General features: G+C 52.3%; 25 protein-coding genes. 13 read left to right on the forward strand and 12 right to left on the reverse strand.

Annotation, left to right across the window (positions count from 1 at the left end; translation table 11 throughout):
• Window positions 1-5: 5 nt before the first annotated feature.
• The 3 genes from uxaC to P2W74_RS12385 form a co-directional block, all read right to left on the reverse strand.
• Window positions 6-1,412, reverse strand: coding sequence for a glucuronate isomerase (gene uxaC, locus P2W74_RS12375; RefSeq protein WP_276291808.1), 1,407 nt, complete (start codon window positions 1,410-1,412; stop codon window positions 6-8).
• A 33-nt stretch (window positions 1,413-1,445) separates the two neighbouring features.
• Window positions 1,446-2,660: a starvation-sensing protein RspA gene (rspA, locus tag P2W74_RS12380; protein WP_276291809.1), complete on the reverse strand. Its 1,215-nt coding sequence runs from the start codon at window positions 2,658-2,660 to the stop codon at window positions 1,446-1,448.
• 108 nt (window positions 2,661-2,768) lie between these two features.
• On the reverse strand, window positions 2,769-3,095 hold the full coding sequence (locus tag P2W74_RS12385) for a YnfA family protein (RefSeq protein ID WP_276291810.1): 327 nt from the start codon (window positions 3,093-3,095) through the stop codon (window positions 2,769-2,771).
• 154 nt (window positions 3,096-3,249) lie between these two features.
• Here P2W74_RS12385 and P2W74_RS12390 point away from each other — a divergent pair, with 154 nt between their 5' ends.
• Together P2W74_RS12390 and speG are read left to right on the forward strand one after the other, a co-directional pair.
• Window positions 3,250-3,591 (forward strand): DUF1283 family protein, encoded by a 342-nt coding sequence (locus P2W74_RS12390; protein WP_192612160.1) that lies wholly within the window; start codon window positions 3,250-3,252, stop codon window positions 3,589-3,591.
• A 33-nt stretch (window positions 3,592-3,624) separates the two neighbouring features.
• Entirely contained in the window at window positions 3,625-4,185 is a 561-nt protein-coding gene (gene speG / locus P2W74_RS12395; protein WP_276291811.1) for a spermidine N1-acetyltransferase, read from the forward strand.
• 8 nt (window positions 4,186-4,193) lie between these two features.
• On the opposite strand, the gene P2W74_RS12400 is transcribed toward speG, so the two are convergent.
• Both P2W74_RS12400 and P2W74_RS12405 read right to left on the reverse strand, forming a co-directional pair.
• Window positions 4,194-4,868, reverse strand: a complete 675-nt coding sequence (locus P2W74_RS12400) for a YnfC family lipoprotein (RefSeq protein ID WP_276295186.1) — start codon at window positions 4,866-4,868, stop codon at window positions 4,194-4,196.
• Window positions 4,869-5,055: 187 nt separating this feature from the next.
• Window positions 5,056-5,439: a cupin domain-containing protein gene (locus P2W74_RS12405; RefSeq protein ID WP_276291812.1), complete on the reverse strand. Its 384-nt coding sequence runs from the start codon at window positions 5,437-5,439 to the stop codon at window positions 5,056-5,058.
• 245 nt (window positions 5,440-5,684) lie between these two features.
• Here P2W74_RS12405 and P2W74_RS12410 point away from each other — a divergent pair, with 245 nt between their 5' ends.
• The 6 genes from P2W74_RS12410 to clcB all read left to right on the forward strand — a co-directional run bounded on the left by P2W74_RS12410 (window position 5,685) and on the right by clcB (window position 12,387).
• Window positions 5,685-5,990: a DUF1161 domain-containing protein gene (locus P2W74_RS12410; protein WP_407649481.1), complete on the forward strand. Its 306-nt coding sequence runs from the start codon at window positions 5,685-5,687 to the stop codon at window positions 5,988-5,990.
• Window positions 5,991-6,365: 375 nt separating this feature from the next.
• A complete protein-coding gene (gene ynfF / locus P2W74_RS12415) occupies window positions 6,366-8,801 on the forward strand; it encodes a selenate/tellurate reductase subunit YnfF (protein ID WP_276291814.1) in 2,436 nt (811 codons plus the stop codon).
• A 10-nt stretch (window positions 8,802-8,811) separates the two neighbouring features.
• Window positions 8,812-9,429, forward strand: a complete 618-nt coding sequence (locus P2W74_RS12420) for a DMSO/selenate family reductase complex B subunit (RefSeq protein WP_276291815.1) — start codon at window positions 8,812-8,814, stop codon at window positions 9,427-9,429.
• A 1-nt stretch (window position 9,430) separates the two neighbouring features.
• Window positions 9,431-10,288 (forward strand): dimethyl sulfoxide reductase anchor subunit family protein, encoded by an 858-nt coding sequence (locus P2W74_RS12425; RefSeq protein ID WP_276291816.1) that lies wholly within the window; start codon window positions 9,431-9,433, stop codon window positions 10,286-10,288.
• 42 nt (window positions 10,289-10,330) lie between these two features.
• Entirely contained in the window at window positions 10,331-10,945 is a 615-nt protein-coding gene (gene dmsD, locus P2W74_RS12430; RefSeq protein ID WP_276291817.1) for a Tat proofreading chaperone DmsD, read from the forward strand.
• 152 nt (window positions 10,946-11,097) lie between these two features.
• A complete protein-coding gene (gene clcB, locus P2W74_RS12435; RefSeq protein WP_276291818.1) occupies window positions 11,098-12,387 on the forward strand; it encodes a voltage-gated ClC-type chloride channel ClcB in 1,290 nt (429 codons plus the stop codon).
• Here clcB and bioD read toward each other — a convergent pair.
• The 3 genes from bioD to P2W74_RS12450 form a co-directional block, all read right to left on the reverse strand.
• Window positions 12,343-13,038: a dethiobiotin synthase gene (bioD, locus tag P2W74_RS12440; RefSeq protein WP_276291819.1), complete on the reverse strand. Its 696-nt coding sequence runs from the start codon at window positions 13,036-13,038 to the stop codon at window positions 12,343-12,345. The genes clcB and bioD overlap by 45 nt on opposite strands.
• A gap of 125 nt (window positions 13,039-13,163) precedes the next feature.
• The gene (gene mlc, locus P2W74_RS12445) at window positions 13,164-14,384 is read right to left on the reverse strand and encodes a sugar metabolism global transcriptional regulator Mlc (protein ID WP_276291820.1); all 1,221 of its coding nucleotides are present in this window, start codon (window positions 14,382-14,384) and stop codon (window positions 13,164-13,166) included.
• Window positions 14,385-14,512: 128 nt separating this feature from the next.
• Window positions 14,513-15,412, reverse strand: coding sequence for a LysR family transcriptional regulator (locus P2W74_RS12450; protein ID WP_276291821.1), 900 nt, complete (start codon window positions 15,410-15,412; stop codon window positions 14,513-14,515).
• 218 nt (window positions 15,413-15,630) lie between these two features.
• Here P2W74_RS12450 and P2W74_RS12455 point away from each other — a divergent pair, with 218 nt between their 5' ends.
• Window positions 15,631-16,884, forward strand: coding sequence for an MFS transporter (locus P2W74_RS12455; protein ID WP_276291822.1), 1,254 nt, complete (start codon window positions 15,631-15,633; stop codon window positions 16,882-16,884).
• 76 nt (window positions 16,885-16,960) lie between these two features.
• Here the strand turns inward: P2W74_RS12455 and P2W74_RS23610 are convergent, their stop codons facing one another.
• Window positions 16,961-17,053, reverse strand: a complete 93-nt coding sequence (locus P2W74_RS23610) for a KPN_01571 family protein (protein WP_407649543.1) — start codon at window positions 17,051-17,053, stop codon at window positions 16,961-16,963.
• 131 nt (window positions 17,054-17,184) lie between these two features.
• On the opposite strand from P2W74_RS23610, the gene P2W74_RS12460 reads away from it, so the two are divergent.
• The 4 genes from P2W74_RS12460 (at window position 17,185) to P2W74_RS12475 (ending at window position 20,281) form a co-directional block, all read left to right on the forward strand.
• Complete coding sequence (locus P2W74_RS12460; RefSeq protein WP_276291823.1) at window positions 17,185-18,681, forward strand: carboxypeptidase M32; 1,497 nt, start codon at window positions 17,185-17,187, stop codon at window positions 18,679-18,681.
• 176 nt (window positions 18,682-18,857) lie between these two features.
• The gene (gene asr, locus P2W74_RS12465) at window positions 18,858-19,187 is read left to right on the forward strand and encodes an acid resistance repetitive basic protein Asr (RefSeq protein ID WP_276291824.1); all 330 of its coding nucleotides are present in this window, start codon (window positions 18,858-18,860) and stop codon (window positions 19,185-19,187) included.
• A gap of 88 nt (window positions 19,188-19,275) precedes the next feature.
• On the forward strand, window positions 19,276-19,359 hold the full coding sequence (ydgU, locus tag P2W74_RS12470) for a small membrane protein YdgU (RefSeq protein ID WP_276295187.1): 84 nt from the start codon (window positions 19,276-19,278) through the stop codon (window positions 19,357-19,359).
• Between the two features lie 100 nt (window positions 19,360-19,459).
• Window positions 19,460-20,281 (forward strand): trypsin-like serine peptidase, encoded by an 822-nt coding sequence (locus P2W74_RS12475; protein ID WP_276291825.1) that lies wholly within the window; start codon window positions 19,460-19,462, stop codon window positions 20,279-20,281.
• Between the two features lies 1 nt (window position 20,282).
• Here the strand turns inward: P2W74_RS12475 and P2W74_RS12480 are convergent, their stop codons facing one another.
• The 3 genes from P2W74_RS12480 to mdtJ all read right to left on the reverse strand — a co-directional run bounded on the left by P2W74_RS12480 (window position 20,283) and on the right by mdtJ (window position 23,222).
• Window positions 20,283-22,445: a putative bifunctional diguanylate cyclase/phosphodiesterase gene (locus tag P2W74_RS12480; RefSeq protein ID WP_276291826.1), complete on the reverse strand. Its 2,163-nt coding sequence runs from the start codon at window positions 22,443-22,445 to the stop codon at window positions 20,283-20,285.
• Between the two features lie 95 nt (window positions 22,446-22,540).
• Complete coding sequence (gene mdtI / locus P2W74_RS12485; RefSeq protein ID WP_276291827.1) at window positions 22,541-22,870, reverse strand: multidrug/spermidine efflux SMR transporter subunit MdtI; 330 nt, start codon at window positions 22,868-22,870, stop codon at window positions 22,541-22,543.
• On the reverse strand, window positions 22,857-23,222 hold the full coding sequence (gene mdtJ / locus P2W74_RS12490) for a multidrug/spermidine efflux SMR transporter subunit MdtJ (RefSeq protein ID WP_276295188.1): 366 nt from the start codon (window positions 23,220-23,222) through the stop codon (window positions 22,857-22,859). Before mdtJ ends, mdtI begins: the two co-directional genes overlap by 14 nt.
• Window positions 23,223-23,273 lie beyond the last annotated feature (51 nt).

The following is a 23,273-nucleotide window of genomic DNA, read 5'->3' on the forward strand; positions in this document are numbered from 1 at the left end:
ACGTCTCAGAATTTAAAATAGTTATTGGCATTATCGTGGCAAATATTTCTAATCATTCGCGTCAGGATTTGTTGATTATTCGGCACCTCACCTTTATCGACCCATCCACCGATGAGATTGCAGAGTATTCTGCGAAAGTAGTCGTGCCGGGTATAGGAAACAAAGCTACGTGAGTCCGTCAACATGCCGATGAAATGCATCAGTAATCCCTGATCGGCCAGGCTATTTAACTGATTCTCCATCCCGCGACGCGTATCGTTAAACCACCAACCGGAACCAAACTGCATTGGTGAATTAACGCCGTATTCTGCACTCTGGAAATTAGCGATAGTCGTCGCAACCACGTCGTTATAGGTCGCATTGAGGTTATAAAGAATGGTTTTCGGCAATGCGTTTGCCTGTGCCATTGCATCCAGCAACTGATTGAGCGATGACGCGAGATGCGACTGATCGTTGATCGAATCAAACCCCGTATTAATGCCCAATTGTTGACACATTTGACGGTTATTATTGCGGATCGCACCGAAGTGAATCTGCATCGCCCAGTTTCTTTGCTTGTAGTGACCGGCGAGCATGACAAAAATAGAGCTATTGAGCTGTGCTTCTTCTGCCCCCGTCAGGAGCGCGCCTCCTGCCTTACGGGAAAAAAGGTCATTCACATGTTCCGGTTCACTTGCCTGATAATCAATACTGACCGGACCATGATCGGAAATACGACAACCGTTCACATGAAACCAATCAATACGTTTGCCAATGGCCTCGGCAAAGTGATCAAACGTTTCTATCCTGACATCCGTTAACTGAGAGAGTTTTGTAATAAAACATGCGAACTCAATCGCGTTTTCATTAAACACATCATCCGGGCGAAATGTCGGCAGAACCTTAATGGAAAAGGTTTCATCCTGTTTTAATAACCGATGATACTCCAGAGAATCCAGCGGCGCGTCGGTTGTACAAATAACCTCTACGTTTGAACGCTCCATTAAATAACGCGGTCTAAAATCGTTCTGTTTAATCACCCGATTGCAGTGTTCCATCACATCACGCCAGTTCTGGCTATCGAGGTTCACATTGCAGTCAAAATATTTACTCAGCTCCAGATGGGTCCAGTGATACAGTGGATTACCAAAAGCAACTTCCACTGTCTCGGCCCATGCCTTGAATTTATCTTCAGCACTTGCATCACCGGTAATAAAACGCTCATCTATGCCATTGGCGCGCATCGCACGCCATTTATAATGGTCGCCAGCAAGCCAAAGCTGGGTAATATCTTCAACGCTTTTATTTTCGTAAATGTCTTTTGCGTCAAGATGGCAATGATAATCGATGATCGGCAGATCTTTTGCGACGTCATGATACAACCGAGCACCGACTTCATTGTCGATCATGAAACGATCATTAATGAAGTCCATGTTTAATTTCCTGTATTAGCTAATTCGCTTTAATTACCAGTTCCACAAGGTGCCATCTTCCAGACGTGCCACAGGCAAATAGGCCGGTTCGTAGGGATATTTCGCCGCCAGTTTTTCATCAAACTCGATGCCCAGACCCGGTTTATCGCCAGGGTGCATATAACCGTTGTCAAACGTCCAGTTATGCGGGAAAACTTCCAGCATTTGCTCGGAATATCCCATGTATTCCTGAACCCCGAAATTCGGCACCCACAGGTCAAAGTGCAGCGCCGCAGCCATACAAACAGGAGAGAGATCGGATGGGCCGTGTGAACCGGTACGAACCTGATACAGAGAGGCAAAATCAGCGATACGGCGCATGCCGGTAATGCCGCCTGCGTGTGTAATCGTGGTACGGATGTAGTCGATCAGTTGCTCTTCAATCAGCTGTTTACAATCCCAGATGCTGTTAAAGACTTCGCCGACCGCGATAGGCGTGACCGTATGCTGGCGGATCAGGCGGAAACATTCCTGGTTCTCCGCAGGTGTGGGATCTTCCATCCAGAACAGGCGGTGGTCTTCAATGCTCTTACCAAAACGCGCCGCTTCGATGGGCGTCAGGCGGTGATGCATGTCGTGCAGTAAGTGCTCATCAAAACCAAATTTGCTGCGCACGGCTTCAAACAGTTTGGGGGTAAAGTCGAGGTATTTCTCCGTTGACCACAGTTGCTCTTCCGGCCACTGCCCTTTTGTCGCAGGCTCGTAAGCCTGCCCTTTCCCCTTCGCCATGCCGTAGGTAGTTTTCATACCCGGTACGCCGCACTGCACGCGGATCGCTTTAAACCCCATCTCTTTATGACGGGCATAATCTTCCAGCACATCGTCGACCGTATGACCGGTAGTGTGGCAATACACCATCACGCCTTCGCGAGAAGCACCGCCCAGCAACTGATACAGCGGCATGTTGGCGGCTTTCGCTTTGATGTCCCACAGCGCCATATCAACAGCAGAGATGGCCGACATCGTGACCGGGCCACGACGCCAGTAAGCGCCTTTATAAAAGAACTGCCAGATATCTTCGATCCGGTGCGCGTCACGGCCAATCAACTGAGGGCAAAGATGATCTTTCAGATACGATGCGACCGACAACTCACGCCCATTGAGCGTAGCATCGCCAAGACCGGTAATACCGTCTTCCGTCGTAATCTTCAGAGTAACAAAGTTACGTCCCGGACAGGTGACAAAGACTTCAGCCCCTACAATCTTCATTTTTATTCCTTACATCTCTTGTGTGATGCAGAGAATTTACCTAACTGAGCTACTACCATACAAGTATAGCGATCAAAAAATCGCTCATTCGTCACAAAAATGGGACGCTTAAACGCGTCCCCAGCCCGCCACGATAATCAACATGCCACAAAGCGCTATCGCAGCGCCTGACCAGTCATACACACTGAGCTTTATGCCGTCGACAAAACGCAGCCACAGCAAGGCTGTGCAGACATAGACGCCGCCATAGGCCGCATAAACTCGCCCGCTGGCCGCCGGATGCAGTGTCAGCAACCAGACAAACAGCGCCAGTGAAACGCCCGCCGGAACCAGCAGCCAGGCCGTTGCGCCCCGTTTAAGCCAAAGCCAGGGTAAAAAGCAGCCTATGATTTCGCATAGCGCCGTAACAAAAAAGAGCAGCGTGATTTTTAGCATTATTCGTATTGAGTGACCGTCGATTTAACCATGATACGTCAGAATATTCTCAACGTATCCATGCCCTTAAGGCGGGTATGCCCTGCGCGCGGAAATAGTGTAGAATTTGGGCGCATTAAACCGCTTTTAGCCCATTCATTTAAAGGAACTGACAATGAACAAAACACTTAGCAAACGCCTGTGCCTGACGGCAATGCTTACGCTGGGTGCCGTCATGTACACCACTTGTGCAATGGCAGAAACCAGCAAACTGGTGATTGAATCCGGTGACAGCGCACAAAGCCGTCAGCAGGCCGCGATGGAAAAAGAACAGTGGAACGATACGCGTAAGCTGCGCAATAAAGTGAATACACGCACAGAAAAAGAGTGGGATAAAGCTGACGCGGCGTTTGATAAGCGCGATAAATGTGAACAAAGCGCGAATATCAACGCGTACTGGGAACCGAATACCCTTCGCTGCCTGGATCGTCGCACCGGCCGCACTGTTGCACCTTAAATAAAAGTTCACGAAGGAATGTAAGGATATCGTATGACAAGCGCCCAGAGTGTCAAACTACGCCCGCTTGAGCGCGAAGATTTACGCTTTGTACACCAGCTCGATAATAACGCCAGCGTGATGCGTTATTGGTTTGAAGAACCCTATGAAGCCTTTGTCGAGCTGTCAGATCTGTATGACAAACACATTCATGACCAGAGCGAGCGCCGCTTTGTCGTGGAATGTAACGGCGAGAAAGTCGGTCTGGTTGAACTGGTCGAAATTAACCATGTGCATCGCCGGGCCGAATTCCAGATCATTATTTCTCCGGATTATCAAGGGAAAGGTCTGGCCTCTCGCGCAGCAAAACTGGCGATGGATTACGGTTTTACCGTGCTCAATCTCTACAAGCTGTACCTGATCGTCGATAAAGAAAACGAGAAAGCGATTCACATCTATCGCAAATTAGGTTTTATGATCGAAGGTGAATTAATTCATGAGTTTTTTATCAACGGCGAATACCGCAATACCATTCGGATGTGTATCTTCCAGCAGCAGTATTTGGCGCAACACAAAACGCCAAGTGCTAACCTGCTGAAACCCACCGCGCAGTAAACTGCGGTTTAGTAATACTCAATGGTATTTTTAATGGTGTAACTCCGTTCAACTGCTGGTTTAGCGCTTTCATCGACAATAATAAGCTGGCAGTTGACCGGGTTGGCGTGGGCGTCATATTCGCAGGTTTGCTTCACATTCCCCACGGGCCGGTCGTTAAGCAGAGTCACGGCGGTATAATCCATTTTTTTTAGCGGGTCCGCAGACGGTTTAGAATTGACCGACAATTTATTGTCTTTGGTGACCGTGGTCTTGCCCAACGGATATCCATCAGCGTCGTAGCGGTACTGCACGTTCATCTCTTTGCCCGCTGCGCTAACGACGAAACCGTTATCATCGGTATCCCAGACAACCCCTGCCGAAGGCAATTCCGCCAGTTGGCATTTCCCCTGCAAGCGCACCCTTTTTTCCAGCGTTTCGGCATCACGGTAAAAATTGGCGTCCAGCACTAATGCCAGGCCGGTATTGTTTTCCACATCGTGAAGTTCAAGCGTATCAAAGCAGCCTTCCTGCGATAACGTGCCGCTGACCCGTTTCGCCACTTCGCCTTTATCATTCATCAATGTCTGGCTGAAATCTTTCACGGGACCCCGTAACGGATCAAAATCAAATTCATTGGAAAAGCTGGCCATTTCCGGCGTGTACGAAACCAGACTTGTTGCGTTGTCACATCCAGCAACCATCACACACAGAAAACTCAGGAGCGCCTTTTTCGTCACATTATTCACCGCGTTACAGGGAAGATTCTCAATCATATTAGCAAATACAGAGGGTTACACCACAGTTTTGTCCACAAAGAAAAGGCCCACGCCGAAGAATGGGCCCTCTATACGATGATAAATGACGATCATCGCACAGGTCTTTTTTGCTTTATGGCGAGTCAGTACAGCCACCCTCTTTATGTTTAGCCCAATCGACCATTCCCTGGAAGTCAACAATGACCACGGATTCATCTCCCACAACCCAGGCATCGTGGCCGGGAGGAATGCGTGACAAGCTACCGGGCAGACAATCGAATTCAGAGCCATCGTCCATTTTCACCCGCAGTACCCCGGCAACGTGATACTGAAAATGAGGTGCTTCACAACTCTTCGTACCGACGATGGGCTGCACGGACGTCGCCCATCGCCATCCTGGCTCCAGAACCGCACGACCGACGATCGCTCCCCCTATATTCAGGAGCTCCAGTCGTCCATACGGAAACTCGCGCACTTCGTCGGGAATACCGAATGATTTCACTTCTGCAATGTCCATTGCGCACCTCCTTAGATTGAATACGCGCATGGTCGCCCTCAAAGTATACCAACGGCGGTTGTTTTTTGTGCGCCCCCAGGGCGGCATGCAGTAATAATGATGAGGACAAGCGGGCTGTATTGGTTTGGGGATATTTGGGAAAGTGACGTTATTTTTAAGAACCCTCAACGGGTTGCGTTCAAATACAGAGGCGTATACTACAGATGCTATGCTTTATTTATTGTTTTCTATAGAAGGAGTGGATGATGAACCTAACCAGAGGAATTGCCGTCTTTTTACTGATGACCGCCTCCCCGTGGGTGATGGCTGCACCGGAATCGTGCGAAAGAGTCAAAAGCGATATTGAGCAGCGGATCATCAACAACGGCGTAGCGGAATCGAGTTTTACCTTAAACATCGTGCCGAACGATCAGGCCGATCAGCCTGATTCGCAGGTTGTGGGGCATTGTGCAAACGACACCCACAAAATCCTCTATACCCGCACGAGTAGCGGAAACGCTCCAGCCAACAGCAGCGCATCTCAGGACGGACACGCCGTCGAACCGCAGTAATCCCCCTTTCGCCCTCCGTTCCCGGAGGGCATCACTTATATTGATATGGATTAATAACCACTCATCTAATAAGTGTAAACTCCCTAAATGATTAGCAGGATATTAGTTTCTATCTAAATCATTTTATAACACGTTCGTTACCACAGTGTGAGTATGTCCAGAGATGTGCAGCATGGAGGCATTACTGCGCCCTGCCTCCTGGCTAAAGGGAATCCGCAGCACACTCATTTGGTGGAAATCGAGAAAATATAAATCCCGCTTCTGAGACGTTAACCGGCGTTTCAGGGACACCTTACGTGGCGGTGATTCCCGGCAATTGCACCCTGAATATCACGCATTTCTGTTTATTAAACTGGATAAGCAAAGTGAGTTTCTATGAAAATTCCCGCACCTGAGGCACTGATGAACGCAAGTGTCAGTCGCCGTAGTCTGGTGAAAACGTCAGCCATTGGTAGCCTGGCACTCGTCAGCAGCGCATTCACCCTCCCTTTTTCTCGCCTCTCCCACGCGGCAAGTAGCGTTTCTCCTGACCCTACGGAGGAAAAAGTCGTCTGGAGTTCCTGTACCGTCAACTGCGGCAGTCGTTGCTTGTTACGTTTGCACGTCAAAGATGACGCGGTTTATTGGGTGGAATCTGACACGACTGGCGACGATACCTACGGTAATCATCAGGTACGTGCCTGTTTACGTGGACGCTCTATTCGTCGGCGTATGAATCACCCGGATCGCCTCAAGTATCCGATGAAACGTGTGGGTAAGCGTGGAGAGGGTAAATTTGTGCGCATCAGTTGGGATGAAGCGCTGGATGCCGTCGCGAACAACCTTAAACGTATTCTTAAAGATTACGGCAACGAAGCGGTACACGTTCTGTACGGCACTGGCGTTGATGGCGGAAATATCACCAATTCCAACGTCCCCTATCGCCTAATGAACGCCTGCGGTGGCTATCTCAGTCGCTACGGTAGCTATAGCACCGCACAGATTGGCGCGGCCATGAGCTATATGTTTGGCAGTAATGATGGCAATAGTCCTGACGATATCGCCAATACGAAGCTGGTGGTGATGTTCGGCAACAACCCGGCAGAGACGCGTATGAGCGGCGGCGGCGTGACATACTATGTCGAGCAAGCACGCGAGCGTTCGAACGCGCGAATGATCGTTATCGACCCACGCTATACCGATACCGCAGCCGGACGCGAAGACGAATGGTTGCCGATTCGTCCCGGAACTGACGGTGCGCTGGCCGCCGCCATCGCCTGGGTGCTGATCACCGAAGACCTTATTGATAAGCCATTCCTCGACAAATACTGCATCGGCTATGATGAAACCACCTTGCCCGCCTCGGCGCCACGTAACGCACACTATAAAGCATATATTCTTGGCGATGGGCCGGATGGCGTAGCCAAAACCCCGCACTGGGCATCCCACATTACCAGTATCCCGGCAGAGAAAATCATCCAAATAGCACGTGAAATCGGCTCGGCCAAACCCGCTTATATCTGCCAGGGTTGGGGACCACAACGGCACTCCAACGGTGAACAAACCGCCCGCGCCATTACGATGCTCTCCGTGTTGACAGGCAATGTCGGTATCAATGGGGGTAACTCTGGCATGCGTGAAGGTTCCTGGGATCTCGGCGTGGAGTGGTTTTCCATGCTGGATAATCCGGTGAAAACGCAGATTTCCGTCTTTACCTGGACGGACGCTATCGATCATGGCACAGAGATGACGGCAACTCGTGACGGTGTCCGCGGCAAAGAGGCGCTGGATGTTCCCATCAAATTTTTGTGGTGTTATGCCAGTAACACCCTGATTAACCAACACGGCGATATAGCTCACACTCATAAGGTCTTACAGGATGACAGCAAATGCGAAATGATCATCGGGATTGAGCATTTTATGACGGCGTCTGCCAAGTATTGCGACATTCTTTTGCCGGACCTGATGCCCACCGAGCAAGAAGATCTCATTTCACACGAGTCCGCTGGCAATATGGGTTACGTGATTCTGGGCCAACCTGCGACTCAGCGTAAGTTTGAACGTCGTCCTATCTACGAAATCCTTTCTGAGGTGGCAAAACGCCTCGGCCCGGATGTCTGGCAAAAGTTCACTGAAGGTCGCTCACAGCATGAATGGGTCCAATATCTGCATGCTAAAACCAAAGAGCGCAATCCGGAAATGCCAGATTATGAAGAGATGAAAACCACCGGTATTTTCAAAAAGAAATCTCCGGAAGAGCACTACGTTGCCTTTCGTTCATTCCGTGAAGATCCCGTTTCGAACCCGCTGAAAACGCCTTCAGGGAAAATAGAAATTTACTCCGAGCGACTGGCAACCATCGCTAACACCTGGGAATTAAAGGCCGATGAAATAGTGCATCCGCTTCCCGCATACACCCCGGGGTTTGACGGATGGGAAGATCCTATTCGTAAAACGTACCCGTTACAGCTCACCGGATTCCATTACAAAGCGCGAACCCACTCCAGCTACGGCAACATTGACGTTTTACAGCAAGCGTGCCCGCAGGAAATCTGGATCAACCCGCTTGATGCCACACCTCGTGGAATCTCCAACGGTGATACCGTTCGCGTATTTAACAATAACGGACAGATGCTTATTCCCGCTAAAGTGACACCCCGCATTCTGCCAGGTGTGACCGCCATGGGGCAAGGCGCATGGCTCAACGCGGATATGTTCGGCAACCAGGTCGACCACGGCGGTTCATTGAATATTCTGACATCTCACCGACCGTCGCCTCTTGCGAAGGGAAACCCTTCTCACAGTAACCTCGTTCAGGTTGAAAAGGTCTAAGGAGTAACCGATGACAACCCAGTATGGATTTTTTATTGATTCCAGCCGTTGCACCGGTTGCAAAACCTGCGAACTGGCCTGTAAAGACTACAAAGATTTAACCCCGGACGTCAGTTTCCGTCGCATTTACGAATATGCCGGCGGCGACTGGCAGCAAGATAACGGCGTATGGCACCAGAATGTCTTTGCCTATTATCTCTCCATCGCCTGCAACCACTGTGAAGATCCGGCCTGTACCAAGGTCTGCCCAAGCGGTGCGATGCATAAACGTGAAGACGGTTTTGTGGTGGTGAACGAAGATATCTGCATCGGTTGCCGTTATTGCCATATGGCCTGCCCGTACGGCGCGCCGCAATACAATGCCGCCAAAGGTCACATGACCAAGTGCGATGGTTGTCACGACCGTGTCGCCGACGGTAAAAAGCCGATCTGCGTGGAGTCCTGTCCGCTGCGTGCGCTGGATTTCGGTCCCATTGAAGAGTTGCGTAAAAAACATGGCGATCTGGCCGCTGTCGCACCGTTACCGGGCGCGCATTTCACGAAGCCCAGTATTGTGATCAAACCTAACGCCAATAGCCGTCCGACCGGAGATACCACCGGTTATCTGGCAAATCCGAAGGAGGTGTAAGATGGGAAGTGGATGGCATGAATGGCCGTTAGTGCTGTTTACAGTACTCGGGCAATGCGTCGTCGGCGCATTGATTGTGAGTGGACTGGGTTGGTTCGCTGTCAAAGATGATACAGCAGGCAGGCAGCGGATTGTCCGCAGCATGTTCTTTCTCTGGGTCATCATGGGCGTCGGTTTTCTGGCCTCAGTCATGCACCTGGGTTCACCGCTGCGAGCATTGAATTCGTTTGGTCGTGTAGGCACATCAGCGTTAAGCAATGAAATTGCTTCTGGTGCACTCTTTTTCGCGGTAGGCGGATTCTGGTGGCTGGTGGCAATTTTCGGTAAAATGCCGGAAGCCATGAGTAAACTGTGGTTAATCGTCAGCATGGTGCTGGGTGTGGTGTTTGTCTGGGCGATGACTCGCGTCTACCAGATAGATACGGTGCCCACCTGGTATACTGGTTATACGACGCTGGCCTTTTTCCTGACGGCGTTCCTGAGCGGCCCCTTATTCGCCGTACTTCTGTTACGCTCTGCGCGGGTGAGCTTCAACAGTACCCCCTTTGCAGGTATTAGCATGTTGGCACTGTTAGCAAGTGTTGTCGTCATCATACAGCAGGGAGTATCGCTGGCGGGCATACACAGTTCAGTACAACACGCCAGTGCATTGGTCGGAAACTATGGCGGTTGGCAGGTGTGCCGCATGATATTCCTTGTGGCGGGTCTGGGCTGCTGGATATGCCCTACTGTCCGGCGTAAAGAGCCGCATATTGCCGGATTGCTGCTCGGATTACTCCTTGTGCTTGGCGGCGAAATAATCGGGCGCGGTCTCTTTTATGGTCTGCATATGACGGTCGGTATGGCGGTTGCGGGCTAATAAACTCGTGCGGAGAAATCCGCACCTTTTAGGATGTATTGCATGACCTCATTTTCACAACGTAACGAGTACTCGATGGCGGCGCGCGTGCTTGGTGCCCTGTTTTACTACGCGCCAGACAGTGCTGAAGCCACCCCATTGGTCCACGCATTAACCACCGAAGGCTGGCAGAAACAGTGGCCGCTTGCGCAGACGCTGTTAACGCCGCTGGTGGCTACCTTTCAGGCTGAGTGCGATGAATCGCTGTCTGAGGCCTGGCAGCGGTTGTTCGTTGGCCCGTGGGCGTTACCTTCACCGCCCTGGGGATCCGTCTGGTTAGACAGAGAAAGCGTGCTCTTCGGCGACTCCACACTGGCGTTACGCCAGTGGATGCGAGACAACGGCATCCAGTTTGAGATGCAGCAAAATGAACCCGAAGATCATTTTGGTTCTCTTCTGCTTCTGGCTGCATGGCTCGCAGAGAATGACCGCCACACAGAATGCGAACAGCTTCTGGCCTGGCATCTGCTTCCCTGGTCGAGCCGTTTTCTGGAAGTTTTCATTGAGAATGCCAACCATCCATTTTACCAGGCACTCGGCGAACTGGCGCGGCAAACGCTTGCCAGTTGGCAGTCACAGTTGTTAATTCCCGTCGCGGTGAAACCGCTGTTCCGCTAAGATTACAAGCGTCGTTAACGTTTATCGACTCGATGGGTCGGTAAGCGTTAACGTTCTCCGCTAACCACGGCAATCGACACGAACGGTTTTGCTTCTTTTCGCATTTCACCGCAAACTACCGTTATCAAAATCACATCACACTGCGATTATTCATGCATCGTTTACATGCTTACCCCGATCTTCGCACCCTGTTTCGCCGTTTATGGCTCGCCGCATCAATGGGAATTTTTGCCGCGCTAGCGGTGAGCGGATTTCGCTATGCGATGCTGCTCCTCGAAGAGATATTGTTGAGTAATGACACCGGGAGTCTGGTCAATGCCGCAGCCGGTCTTTCACCGCTAAGGCGTTTACTCACCCCCGCCCTCGGTGGGTTCGTTGCCGGAGCCCTGCTGTGGGGCTGGCAAAAAATGAATCAACAACGCCCGCATGCGCCTACCGATTACATGGAAGCCCTGCAGACGGATGACCCCTTTGATTACCGTTCCAGCCTGGTGAAATCGCTGGCGTCGTTGTTGGTGGTTGCCACGGGGAGCGCCATTGGGCGTGAAGGTGCCATGGTGCTGCTGGCCGCGCTGGCCGCCTCCGCTTTTGCACAACGTTTTGCGCCCCGTGATGAATGGAAACTCTGGATTGCCTGCGGAGCCGCAGCGGGTATGGCGAGCGCTTATCATGCACCGCTGGCCGGTAGTCTGTTCATTGCAGAGGTCCTCTTCGGCACATTAATGCTGGCGTCACTGGGACCGGTCGTGATCTCCGCCGTTGTCGCGTTACTAACGACCCATGCACTCAACGACAACAGCGCGCTGCTCTACACGGTTCACCTGTCCCTCGACCTGCATGTGCGGGAATACGCGCTGATTATCAGCATGGGGCTGGTCGCCGGTCTCTGCGGCCCGTTGCTGATGTGGTCAATGACGGCGACTCACAACGTTTTTTTACGGCTTCAGCTAGCGCCACCCTGGCAACTGGCGTTGGGGGGCCTGGCGGTCGGATTACTTTCCCTGTTGACGCCAGCGGTATGGGGAAATGGCTATAGCGTGGTGCAGTCCTTTTTGTTATCCCCGCCGCTGCTTTCCGTGATTGCCGGGATCTTCATCTGTAAATTGCTGGCCGTGCTTGCCAGTAGCGGTTCCGGCGCACCTGGCGGCGTGTTTACACCCACCCTGTTCGTCGGCCTGTCTGTTGGTATGCTGTTTGGCCGTCTGTGGGGGATCTGGCTTCCGGGTCCGGATGAAATAGCGATTCTGCTGGGATTAACGGGAATGGCAACGCTACTGGCAGCCACCACGCATGCGCCGATAATGTCTACGCTGATGATTTGTGAAATGACCGGGGAATATCGTTTACTCCCCGGACTGCTGATGGCTTGCGTGATCGCGTCGGTATTATCGCGAACGTTACGCCACGACTCTATCTACCGACAGCACGCTGCCAAGCATTGACATGCGGATGTACTGCCCGAGTTCACGTTGCTCTGCACGAGGAAGATACGGCAGTTCACCGATCAAAGGTGCAGGGATTTTTTTACCCAGCACATCAATGATCCCTGCATAATGTGCAAGACCTGGGTTGATACGGTTTGCAACCCACCCCATCAAAGGCAGTCCATCATTGGCAATGGCCTGCGCCGTCAACAGCGCATGATTGATGCAGCCTTCCTGGATCCCCACCACCATCAGTACCGGGAGTTGCTCCTGCACGACCCACTCGGATAATGGGCGAAGGTCATTCATCAGACTCCGCCACCCGCCAGTGCCTTCTACAACGACGTGGTCCACCTTTTCACTCAGACTCGCCAGACCGTTGGACAGCAAGGTGTAATTGATGGGACCACTGTGCGCCACGCTACTTTCATCTTCGCTTAACGCAATAGGGTTGATGGCCTCATAAGGCAATTCAAGAGAAGAGACACTCTGCAGCACCAGCGCATCTTTGTTGCGCAACCCTTCGGGTGTCTCTTTGCTTCCTTTGGCGACAGGTTTGTAACCCGCGACAGTTTTACCCCCTGACGCTAACGCTTGTAGTAATGCGCGGGAAACCACTGTCTTCCCAACAGAAGTGTCTGTACCTGTAATAAAGAAACGCTTCAGCATCACTAACTCCACCGTTATGCTTCAAAAATATAAGCCAGGAAAATAATACAGTGGAGAAAGTCTAAGGTATGACAAGGGGGATCGGCTTGAGATAGCGCAATTTTTCTTACGACAGTGAAAAAATGTTAACCCTGTAATAGACGAATCAACAAAGAGCCGTTATACATCGCGTCTTTTACCAGCGCCGCGCCCGCCATCGTTCCCTGATTTGAAAACTGCGTGCTCTCCACGACAATGTTCTTACTGTAGGCCGGGAGCGCTTGCTGGCGAATGCTGTCGGCAATGGCGGGGAAAAGAATATCCGCCGCTTTGCTTAATGGAGAACCGATCAGGATTTTTTGCGGGTTAAATAAATTCACCATGATGGCCAGAATACGCCCCACATGGCTTCCGACGCCGCTGATGATGTCCTTCGCCAGTAAATCCCCTTCGAGGGCGGCCTGACACAGCGAATCCACCGTTAATGGCTGACCGTGTAGCGTAGAACTCATCGACTGATTGAGTCGTAATTGCGCCAGTTCGAGGACGCTGTCCACGCTGGCAATGGTTTCCAGACAGCCGTGATTACCGCAATAGCAGCGTTTACCGTAGGGATCCACCTGCGTATGACCGATCTCAACCAGGCTACTGCTCCCCGCATGCAGCAAATGACCATCGGTGATGACGCCCGCCCCCACGTTGTGATCAATCACCACCTGAATAACATCGCGCGCGCCGCGTGATGCGCCGAACAGCGCCTCGGCCATCGTCCATGCGCTGATATCATGCTGAATATAGACCGGTACACCGGTATGTTGCGCCAGCGTTTCACCCAGCGCCATCTCTTTGACGTCATCATAAAATGGCATACGGTGGACGATGCCATTCTCAGTATCAATAATGCCTGGCATGGTGACGGCGATAGAGGTTAACCGCTCAAGTTGCTGTTGATGGCGGATAAAAAACTGATCGACCAGCGTGATGATACGATCAAGCAGCGGGATGTCGGCGATAAGGGGAAGTTCAAGACACTCCTCCACAACCAGTTTGCTGCTCAGGTCGCGCAAGGCGAGGAAAATCTCACCGCGGCTGATGCGGATAGACAAGTAGTGCCAGGCTTCGGTTTCCACCATCAGCCCAACAGCAGGACGACCACGGCTACCCGCTTCTTTGATCTCCAGCTCCTGCACTAAATGCGCTTCCAGCATTTCGCGGACAATTTTTGTAATACTGGCAGGCGCCAATTGTGCCAGGCGTGAAAGATCAATACGCGATACCGGCCCCAGCTGATCAATCAGGCGATATACCGCGCCTGCGTTGGTCTGCTTGATTTGATCGATATGCCCAGGCTGACTATCAGCAACCACCTCTGACTCCCTTTATTTTCGCGCTCCGAAATAATCTGTAGGCTATGGTGAAGGACTTCAACACTTGTCGTCAAATTTTTGCGTAGCCGTGTGATTTACCGCACATTTTCACTGCTTTTTAAACTAAATTAAGCACGACTTACTGCGGATAACAACTGATGGCGAAACCGCTGCGCGGCGTGACTTTGTTCATGGTGTTTCGGCCAGACCAGCCACATTTCCGAAACAGCATCGGCTTCAGCGATCGGTATCCAGCACATTTCATCAATCTTCACGCGTTGAAAGGAGGCAGGCAGAATCGAAACGCCCAGCCCCGCCGCCACCAGCCCAATGATGGTCATCGCCTCCCCAACCTCCTGGGTAATAACCGGCGTCAGGTTATAGCGCCGCATCAGCCCGAGGATATCGTCATACAGCCCCGTCCCGACGTGAGGATCAAAAAAGACAAACGGTTCCTTCGCCAACTCGACCAGGGTCACCACCGGCTTTTGCGCCAGTCTGTGCTCGCGAGGGATCATCGCCATCAACGGCTCGTGCAGTATCACTTCCCGGTTCAGCGTATCCGGAAGCAGTGTATTGCGCAGCAATCCCATATCCAGCGCCCCCTCGCTCAACGGTGCAATCTGTTCACGGGTATTCATTTCGCGGGTCTGCATATGTACATCAGGAAAATCCTGACGAAACCCGGAAAGGGTATCGGAGACCGCTTTAATAAAGGGCGCCGAGGAGGTGAAACCGATGCGTAATTCCCCCGCCTCTCCCTGATGCAGGCGTTCCGCCCGCGCTGCGGCCTCATTGACCAACCCCAAAATTTGCCGACTGTCGGCCAAAAACTGCCTCCCGGCGGCCGTCAGCGCCACGCTGCGATTGGTTCGCGCCAACAGTCGCGCCCCAACCTGCTGCTCAAGGATCTGAATCTGTTGGCTCAGCGGTGGTTGAGAAATATTAAGACGCGCGGCGGCGCGACCAAAATGCAGTTCTTCCGCAACCGCCACAAAATAGCGTAAGTGACGCAGCTCAATATTCATATTTTAAAAGTATTATTTGAGATTATTAATATATTAGACAGAATATTTTGATTTTCCTACTCTTAAGTCTGATTCTTCAGCCGCTTTGTTGTAGCCCGTCGGGATAGGGGATGGACACGTTCCCAGGCCCGAATGGCGCGAAAAAAGCTTAATGAGTCAGTTTTTCAGGTGGTCATACCCGTCACCTAAACTACGGGGATGCTAAGCAAGGATTTCACGTGAGCCGTACTACTATTGTCGATACCGCCCCGGCAAGCGATATTGATGAACCGATTATTTCCCAGCCGAATCAATTTATAAAACGCGGCACCTCCCCGTTTATGCGCGTCACACTGGCGCTTTTTTCTGCCGGACTGGCGACATTCGCCCTGCTCTATTGCGTACAGCCGATTTTGCCTGTGCTGTCCCATGAGTTTGGCGTATCGCCAGCCAGTAGCAGTATCTCTCTTTCCATCTCGACCGGAATGCTGGCCATCGGTTTACTGTTTACCGGCCCGCTTTCCGATGCCATCGGCCGCAAACCGGTGATGGTGACCGCACTGCTTCTCGCCTCCTGTTGTACGTTACTGTCAACCATGATGACCAGCTGGCACGGCATTCTGATCATGCGAGCATTGATCGGGTTGTCGTTGAGCGGCGTTGCGGCGGTGGGAATGACCTATTTGAGCGAAGAAATTCACCCCAGTTTTGTGGCGTTCTCTATGGGGTTGTACATTAGTGGCAACTCCATTGGCGGTATGAGCGGACGCTTGATCAGCGGAGTCATTACGGATTTTTTCAACTGGCGAATTGCGCTGGCGGCAATAGGTTGTTTTGCGCTCGCCTCGGCATTAATGTTCTGGAAAATATTACCGGAATCCCGTCATTTCCGTCCCACCTCGCTACGGCCTAAAACGCTGTTCATCAACTTTCGTCTGCACTGGCGTGACCGGGGTTTGCCGTTACTGTTCGCCGAAGGCTTTTTGTTGATGGGGTCATTCGTCACACTGTTTAACTACATCGGCTACCGGTTGATGCTCTCCCCCTGGGAGCTGAGTCAGGCCGTTGTAGGGCTGCTCTCCGTTGCTTACCTCACGGGGACCTGGAGCTCGCCAAAAGCCGGAGCCATGACCACTCGCTATGGCCGCGGTCCGGTGATGCTGTTTTCGACGGGTGTGATGCTGGTTGGTCTGCTAATGACGCTGTTCAGCGCTTTATGGCTGATCTTTGCCGGTATGCTGCTTTTTTCTGCCGGTTTTTTTGCCGCGCACTCTGTCGCGAGCAGTTGGATTGGCCCTCGCGCGCGGCGGGCAAAAGGCCAGGCATCATCGCTTTATCTTTTTAGCTATTACGTAGGATCCAGTATTGCCGGGACACTCGGCGGCATATTCTGGCATAACTATGGCTGGAATGGCGTTGGCGGGTTTATTGCGCTGATGCTGGTGCTGGCGATACTGGTCGGCGCACGCTTACATCATCGACTACACGTCTGAAGAAAAGAACCCCGGACATCACGCTCTGTGTAAAACGTCATGCCCGGGTATTCTTCCCATCTCGACCGACAACCGGCTACCACATTCCCAGGATGGAGGATGCCCCCACCATTTCCCTGACGGCGTCCAGTGCCAGAAGAACAAATACAACCCAAATGATCGGATTCATAATGCTGTGCGCGTTTGTTTTTATTTTCGAGGGGCGATTTTACCGCTCCGCAGACTAAAAAAAGGTACCGGTCAGCAAAACACCCTATTATGGTGGGAGTCATGACCTGCACAATCCGCCGAAGAGGATACATGGACAATAAAAACTATCAACAACTCACCCGCACCTTTCTGCGTTTATCCCGTTTTTCCCATCTCTCTGCCATCGCCAGCTGGGATATGTTTGCCATGATGCCTCCCGGAGGAAGCCGCGCCAGAGGTGAAGCGCTGGCTGAACTGAGCGTTCTGGAGCATCAAATCATTACCGATCCCACCGTTGCACAGTGGATTGACGCTGCCGGGCAGGAGGATCTCGATGAGATTGAACGCGCAAACCTTCGCGAGATGACACGCCTGCATCATCAGGCGTCACTGCTGCCTGAGTCGCTGGTCGAGGCAAAATCCCTGGCGGGAAGCCGCTGTGAACATGCCTGGCGCAGCCAGCGTCCGGCAAATGACTGGCAAGGGTTTTCGCAAAATCTCAAAGAGGTGGTGAAATACAGCCGTGAAGAGGCGCGCTTACGCGCTGAAGCCAAAGGCTGCACGCCCTACGATGCGCTACTGGATGTCTTTGAGCCGGATATGACCAGCACGCAACTGGATGTGCTGTTTGCGGACGTGAAAAGCTGGCTTCCTGATCTGCTGAACAAGGCGGTCGCCAGGCAGTCCCAGCGCCCGCTAGTTGCGCCGGTGGGGCCATTCCCAACGTCGGTTCAGCGCGAACTGGGACTGGAAACCATGGCGTTGCTGGGTTTTGATTTCAACGGCGGACGTCTGGACATTAGCGCCCATCCTTTCTGCGGCGGCGTACCGGAAGATGTGCGGATCACTACGCGTTACGATGAAAACGAACTTCTCAGCGCGCTATTTGGCGTGATCCACGAGACGGGACACGCACGCTACGAGCAAAATCTGCCGCGTAATTGGCCCGGACAGCCCATCGCGCTCGCACGTTCTACCGCTATCCATGAGTCCCAGAGTCTGTTTTTTGAAATGCAGCTGGGTCGCAGTCAGGGGTTCCTGAAGCAGCTGATCCCGGCGGTTAAACGTCACTTTGGCGATCAAGGTGCCTTTGACGAGGCGAACTTCATGGCCTGGAATCAGCAGGTGAAACCCGGATTCATCCGCGTGGATGCCGATGAAGTCAGCTACCCCGCACACGTGATCTTACGTTATGAAATTGAGCGGGCGCTGATCAACGGTGACATCGACGTTGACGACATTCCAGCGCTGTGGAATGAGAAAATGCAGGCCTGGCTGGGACTGTCGACTGACGGTAATTATCGCAACGGGTGCATGCAGGATATTCACTGGACCGATGGCGGATTTGGCTACTTCCCGTCCTATACGCTGGGCGCCATGTACGCCGCACAGCTATTTAGCGCCGCAAGCCGGGCGTTACCGGATCTGAACGCACACATCGCTGAGGGTGACCTTACCGCCCTGTTCGACTGGCTGCGACAAAACATCTGGCAACACGGGAGTCGGTACACCACCGCGCAGCTCATTACACAGGCAACCGGAGAACCCCTCAGTAGCCGGTACTTCCGCGAGCACCTTGAGTCGCGTTATTTATCATTGCCTCGCTAAACCAGATTGCCCGATAGCGCAGGCTTATCGGGCTTCTCTACCGCTTATTCCCCATCTTGTACATATCGTTACACGCCGATACCAATGACTCACGGAAGCCCTGAATTTACAGCGATATAGTTATTTCAACGGCCCCGCAGTGGGGTTGAATGAAAAACCAAATCGAGGGTATTAGAATGAAAAAAGTATTAGCTCTGGTTGTTGCCGCTGCTATGGGTCTGTCTTCCGCTGCATTTGCTGCCGAAACCGCAACATCCACTACCGCTCCAGCGGTCACCAAATCGGCTTCCGCGACCACCGCACATCACAAAAAACATCACAAAGCCGCTACCCAGAAAGCGCCCGAACAGAAAGCGCAGGCCGCTAAAAAGCACACCAAAAAGACCGCAACCAAACCTGCGGTAGAACAAAAAGCCCCTGAGCAAAAAGCGCAGGCTGCTAAAAAACACACCAAAAAACCGGTAAAACACGAAGCGGCTAAACCAGCAGCTCAGCCTGCTGCGTAAGACTTCTCCAGGTTCAATGGCGCTCCCCCGCGCCATGACACACGGCGCTAAATTATTATGATTTAGCGCCGTCCTTTTGGAGGGTGAGATGGTGCCTCGTTACCGTTTTGAGTTCATTCTTATCGCACTTATTTTATGTGCGCTTATCGCCACCCACTTTTATCTTTCCTGATGTAGTTATCTGATTTTACTCCCACTTTTTTGCCGTCCCGTCTATAGTATTTACTGAGGGTTTGCTTTTAATAATCATAATTGCCCACACAGAGTGTGATATGCAGAAAACCATTGCTGTATTACTGGCTTCAGTTTGTCTTTCTCCTGTCGTGACTCATGCGGATGAGGTTGATACGACTGCCACGGATACCCCTGAAGTCAAAACACTGTTTTTTGGTCATGATGATCGCGTACAGGTCGCTGACCCAACCCAACCGCCCTGGGATGCGATTGGGCAACTGGAGACCGCCAGCGGTAACCTCTGCACCGCTACGCTCATCTCACCGCATCTGGCGCTGACGGCGGGACACTGTTTGTTGATCCCACCGAAAGGTAAACCGGATAAAGCCGTCGCCTTACGTTTTGTGTCGAAAAAGGGACTCTGGCGCTACGAAATTCACGGAATTGAAGGACGGGTCGCTCCCTCACTGGGAAAGCGTCTGAAACCGGACGGCGATGGCTGGATTGTTCCCCCTGCCGCGGCATCCTGGGACTTCGGTCTGGTGGTGTTACGCTACCCGCCCTCCGGCATTACGCCACTGCCCTTATTTGAAGGCGATAAAGCGGCGTTAACCGCTGCGCTGAAGACCACCGAACGTAAAGTGACGCAGTCGGGTTATCCGGAAGATCATATCGATGCGCTGTATACACACCAGGATTGTCTGGTCACCGGTTGGGCGCAAACGTCGGTCCTCTCTCACCAGTGCGACACGTTGCCTGGCGACAGCGGTTCGCCATTGATGCTGAAGACCGATGCAGGTTGGCAGTTGATTGGCGTGCAAAGCTCCGCCCCGGCGGCCAAAGATCGCTGGCGGGCGGATAACCGCGCGCTCTCCGTCACGGGATTTCGCGACCAACTGGAAGCGCTTGCCCAGCAATAGCTCAGCAGTGGCGTTGCTGGCGCAGCTGTAACAGCGATTCGATCGGCATCGGCTGGCTAAAGTAGAAGCCCTGAAGCTGGTCGCATCCGGCAAGACGCAGCAGCTTCATCTGTTTTTCTGTCTCCACGCCTTCCGCAATGACCGCCATCCCGAGCGCGCTGGCAATACGAATGGTGCCGCTCACCAGCGCTGACGCCTGATCGTCATCATCCACCAGCCCTGCCAGCGATTTATCTATCTTAATGGTGTCGAAGTTAAACCGGCGTAAATAACCGATGCTCGAATATCCGGTACCGAAATCATCCAGCGCCACCGCCGTACCCAGCAATTTTAAATTCGCGATGGCGGCGCGTGCCCTTTCCGGGTTTTCCAGCACATACGTTTCGGTAACTTCCAGCTGTAAACGGCCAGCCGGAAACCCGGTTTCCTGCAGCACGCCCGCCACTTTGTTCTCAAAATCCGGGTCACGGAACTGAGCGGGAGAAATATTCACCGACAGCTTAAGATCGCTCAGCGGCTGGAGATCAAAACAGGCGCGGCGCAATACAAACTGGCCGAGCCGGTAGATCAGCCCGCTGGTCTCGGCAATGCGGATAAACTCATCCGGTTTTAATGCACCAGCGGGTCGACGATGCCAGCGAGCCAGCGCCTCAACGCCAATCATTTTTTGCGATCGGGCATCAACAATAGGCTGATACCAGACATCGAACTCTTCTCTTTCCAGACCGAGACGAATGTCATTTTCGATGACAATTTCTCGTTCCCGAACGCTGTTGAGTTCAGAATCATAATGCGTAATTCGCCCCTTGCCGGTACTTTTGGAGTGATACATCGCGATATCCGCCCGCCGGAACAGCTCTGAACTGGTGCTTTCCACCAGCAAGCCACTCGCAATACCAATGCTGGCGCCAATGTGGATGGTTCTTTCCCCCAGGCTAATGGGCGTATTGAGATAATCAAGAACACTGCCCGCAAATGCCGCCGCATGTTCTTCCGCCCGTTCGCCTCCGACCATCATCGCAAACTCATCCCCGCCCATGCGCGCCAGCATCCCTTCCGGAGGGATTTTATCTCTCAGCGTTTGGGCAATGGTGACGATCAGCTGATCGCCAACGTGATGACCATAAATGTCATTGACGTCTTTAAATCCATCCAGGTCGATAAAGACCACGCTTTTCGTTCCCGGCTCACCGCTTAACCTGGACTGTTCCAGCTTTTCAATTAACGCGCGGCGGTTTGGCAAATGGCTTAACCAGTCAATACGCGCTATACGTCTTGCCTGCTGCTCACCTTTTGCCAGTTTATAGAGGCCAACGCTGCTCAACAGTATAAAGAGCAGGATTAACGCGGCGGCCAACATGACGATCTGCGTAATATCGGTTGAAGCAGCCTGCGCCGCCTGGACACCGGGCTGACGCGCCTGCCAGCTAAGATAACCGAGCAACTCTCCGGCCGAACTTTTCAGTGGTACGCTGGGACCTGCCGAGGGTTCAGCAGTATAGGCGAGGTCGTCTATCTGAAAGGTTTTACCCAGTCCACTCAGGATCTCTGGATTGAGATGGCGGGTAATGACCAGGTAACGACGTGCGCTTCCCTGAACGGGAAACCCTTCCGTCATCGGGCGGATCAACCCGATACCGACAAAAGCGACACCTTCCCGGGTGCGGGTTATTCCAGCGTAAATATTTTTTTCGGTGGCGAGAGGTTGAGCATGTTGGTCGATCAAGAACTGCATGCCTCGCCCCAAAAATCGGAGGTTATCTTCCGTAAACGGCTTACCGCGGAATGCACCCCATAAAAGGTGAAAGTGCTCGTCAAGGATAAACGTACCGTCATACAGATTATTGATTTTAAGGCCTGAGCCCCAGGTCTTATATAACCACGCGGTATCTAACGTGGGTCGATACGCTTCTTTGACCGCCTCGTCCCAGACCGCGTTGTCCAGCACCAGCGACCACATGCGATTCACCGAGGTTTGAACCGCACCTTGCACCGACAGCGCCGTACGGCGGTCGTCAATTTCGTTGGTTTTGGTACTGATCAGGTGGAGGGAAAGATAAAGCAAAGCCACGACCGAGATTATCAGACCGATCCCGGCCATAAAAATCATGACAAACAGCGTTTTCGCTGTAGGAATATTACGCCAGTGCAACCAATTTGCCATTCGGTTCCCTCGCCCGTCGCCTGACTAATTGTATTATTTATAGCGTACTACAGCCGGAGAATTTCGCTGCCTGATTCTTGCAGGCAGCGATCACATCAGGCGAGTTTTATCATGATCATACCGGCCAACAGCAACACCACGCCTACCCAGCCTTTGTTATTCAGACGTTGGCCAAACAGTACCCAACCCGCTGCCAGCGTGGCGGCAATACCAAACCCGCCCCACAACGCGTACGCCACGGAAAGGTCGATACCTTCTACGGCCTGAGACAGCGCACTAAACGCGGCCAGGACGGCGGCGAGAGACAACACACCGTAAAATTTACGCCGAAAACCGTCAGAGAATTTCAGAAAGACGTTGGCGACAATTTCCAGCACGATGGCGGCCGCCAGCCAGGCGCCGTGTACCCATTCAAACTGTTGCATGCGTCGCCTCTTTCACGGTTTTCGCGGGTTTTCGCGTACCGGATTTAATCAGCACAATGCCGAGTACCAGGGTCGCCAGACCCGCGATTTTCATCGTTGACAACGCTTCATCAAATAACAGCACACTAAACAACGTAATAAATAAAATACCGATCCCTTCCCACAAGGCATAGGCGACGCCAAGGGCTATTTTTTTAACCGCAAACGAGAGAAAAATATACGAGAGGGTGATCATTACCAGCATCAAAATAAAACCTGTGTTGCCATCGCTAACACTAGCCCATTTCATCGACAACGTTCCGGTAATTTCGGTCGCAATTGCCAGCGCTAATAAAATCCAGTAAAACATGATACTTCTCCTGCTTGAGAATATAGTCCTGCGGATCTGCTGCATGCAGCAAAC

It is taken from the genome of Citrobacter enshiensis (assembly GCF_029338175.1).
In the GTDB taxonomy this organism is placed as follows: domain Bacteria; phylum Pseudomonadota; class Gammaproteobacteria; order Enterobacterales; family Enterobacteriaceae; genus Citrobacter_D; species Citrobacter_D enshiensis.

Excerpts from the sequence above, each read along its gene's own strand:
- uxaC (WP_276291808.1), bottom strand. The coding sequence starts at position 1,412 with ATGGACTTCATTAATGATCGTTTCATGATCGACAATGAAGTCGGTGCT.
- rspA (WP_276291809.1), bottom strand. The coding sequence starts at position 2,660 with ATGAAGATTGTAGGGGCTGAAGTCTTTGTCACCTGTCCGGGACGTAAC.
- P2W74_RS12385 (WP_276291810.1), bottom strand. The coding sequence starts at position 3,095 with ATGCTAAAAATCACGCTGCTCTTTTTTGTTACGGCGCTATGCGAAATC.
- P2W74_RS12390 (WP_192612160.1), top strand. The coding sequence starts at position 3,250 with ATGAACAAAACACTTAGCAAACGCCTGTGCCTGACGGCAATGCTTACG.
- speG (WP_276291811.1), top strand. The coding sequence starts at position 3,625 with ATGACAAGCGCCCAGAGTGTCAAACTACGCCCGCTTGAGCGCGAAGAT.
- P2W74_RS12400 (WP_276295186.1), bottom strand. The coding sequence starts at position 4,868 with ATGGTTGCTGGATGTGACAACGCAACAAGTCTGGTTTCGTACACGCCG.
- P2W74_RS12405 (WP_276291812.1), bottom strand. The coding sequence starts at position 5,439 with ATGGACATTGCAGAAGTGAAATCATTCGGTATTCCCGACGAAGTGCGC.
- P2W74_RS12410 (WP_407649481.1), top strand. The coding sequence starts at position 5,685 with ATGAACCTAACCAGAGGAATTGCCGTCTTTTTACTGATGACCGCCTCC.
- ynfF (WP_276291814.1), top strand. The coding sequence starts at position 6,366 with ATGAAAATTCCCGCACCTGAGGCACTGATGAACGCAAGTGTCAGTCGC.
- P2W74_RS12420 (WP_276291815.1), top strand. The coding sequence starts at position 8,812 with ATGACAACCCAGTATGGATTTTTTATTGATTCCAGCCGTTGCACCGGT.
- P2W74_RS12425 (WP_276291816.1), top strand. The coding sequence starts at position 9,431 with ATGGGAAGTGGATGGCATGAATGGCCGTTAGTGCTGTTTACAGTACTC.
- dmsD (WP_276291817.1), top strand. The coding sequence starts at position 10,331 with ATGACCTCATTTTCACAACGTAACGAGTACTCGATGGCGGCGCGCGTG.
- clcB (WP_276291818.1), top strand. The coding sequence starts at position 11,098 with ATGCATCGTTTACATGCTTACCCCGATCTTCGCACCCTGTTTCGCCGT.
- bioD (WP_276291819.1), bottom strand. The coding sequence starts at position 13,038 with ATGCTGAAGCGTTTCTTTATTACAGGTACAGACACTTCTGTTGGGAAG.
- P2W74_RS12450 (WP_276291821.1), bottom strand. The coding sequence starts at position 15,412 with ATGAATATTGAGCTGCGTCACTTACGCTATTTTGTGGCGGTTGCGGAA.
- P2W74_RS23610 (WP_407649543.1), bottom strand. The coding sequence starts at position 17,053 with ATGAATCCGATCATTTGGGTTGTATTTGTTCTTCTGGCACTGGACGCC.
- P2W74_RS12460 (WP_276291823.1), top strand. The coding sequence starts at position 17,185 with ATGGACAATAAAAACTATCAACAACTCACCCGCACCTTTCTGCGTTTA.
- asr (WP_276291824.1), top strand. The coding sequence starts at position 18,858 with ATGAAAAAAGTATTAGCTCTGGTTGTTGCCGCTGCTATGGGTCTGTCT.
- ydgU (WP_276295187.1), top strand. The coding sequence starts at position 19,276 with ATGGTGCCTCGTTACCGTTTTGAGTTCATTCTTATCGCACTTATTTTA.
- P2W74_RS12475 (WP_276291825.1), top strand. The coding sequence starts at position 19,460 with ATGCAGAAAACCATTGCTGTATTACTGGCTTCAGTTTGTCTTTCTCCT.
- P2W74_RS12480 (WP_276291826.1), bottom strand. The coding sequence starts at position 22,445 with ATGGCAAATTGGTTGCACTGGCGTAATATTCCTACAGCGAAAACGCTG.
- mdtI (WP_276291827.1), bottom strand. The coding sequence starts at position 22,870 with ATGCAACAGTTTGAATGGGTACACGGCGCCTGGCTGGCGGCCGCCATC.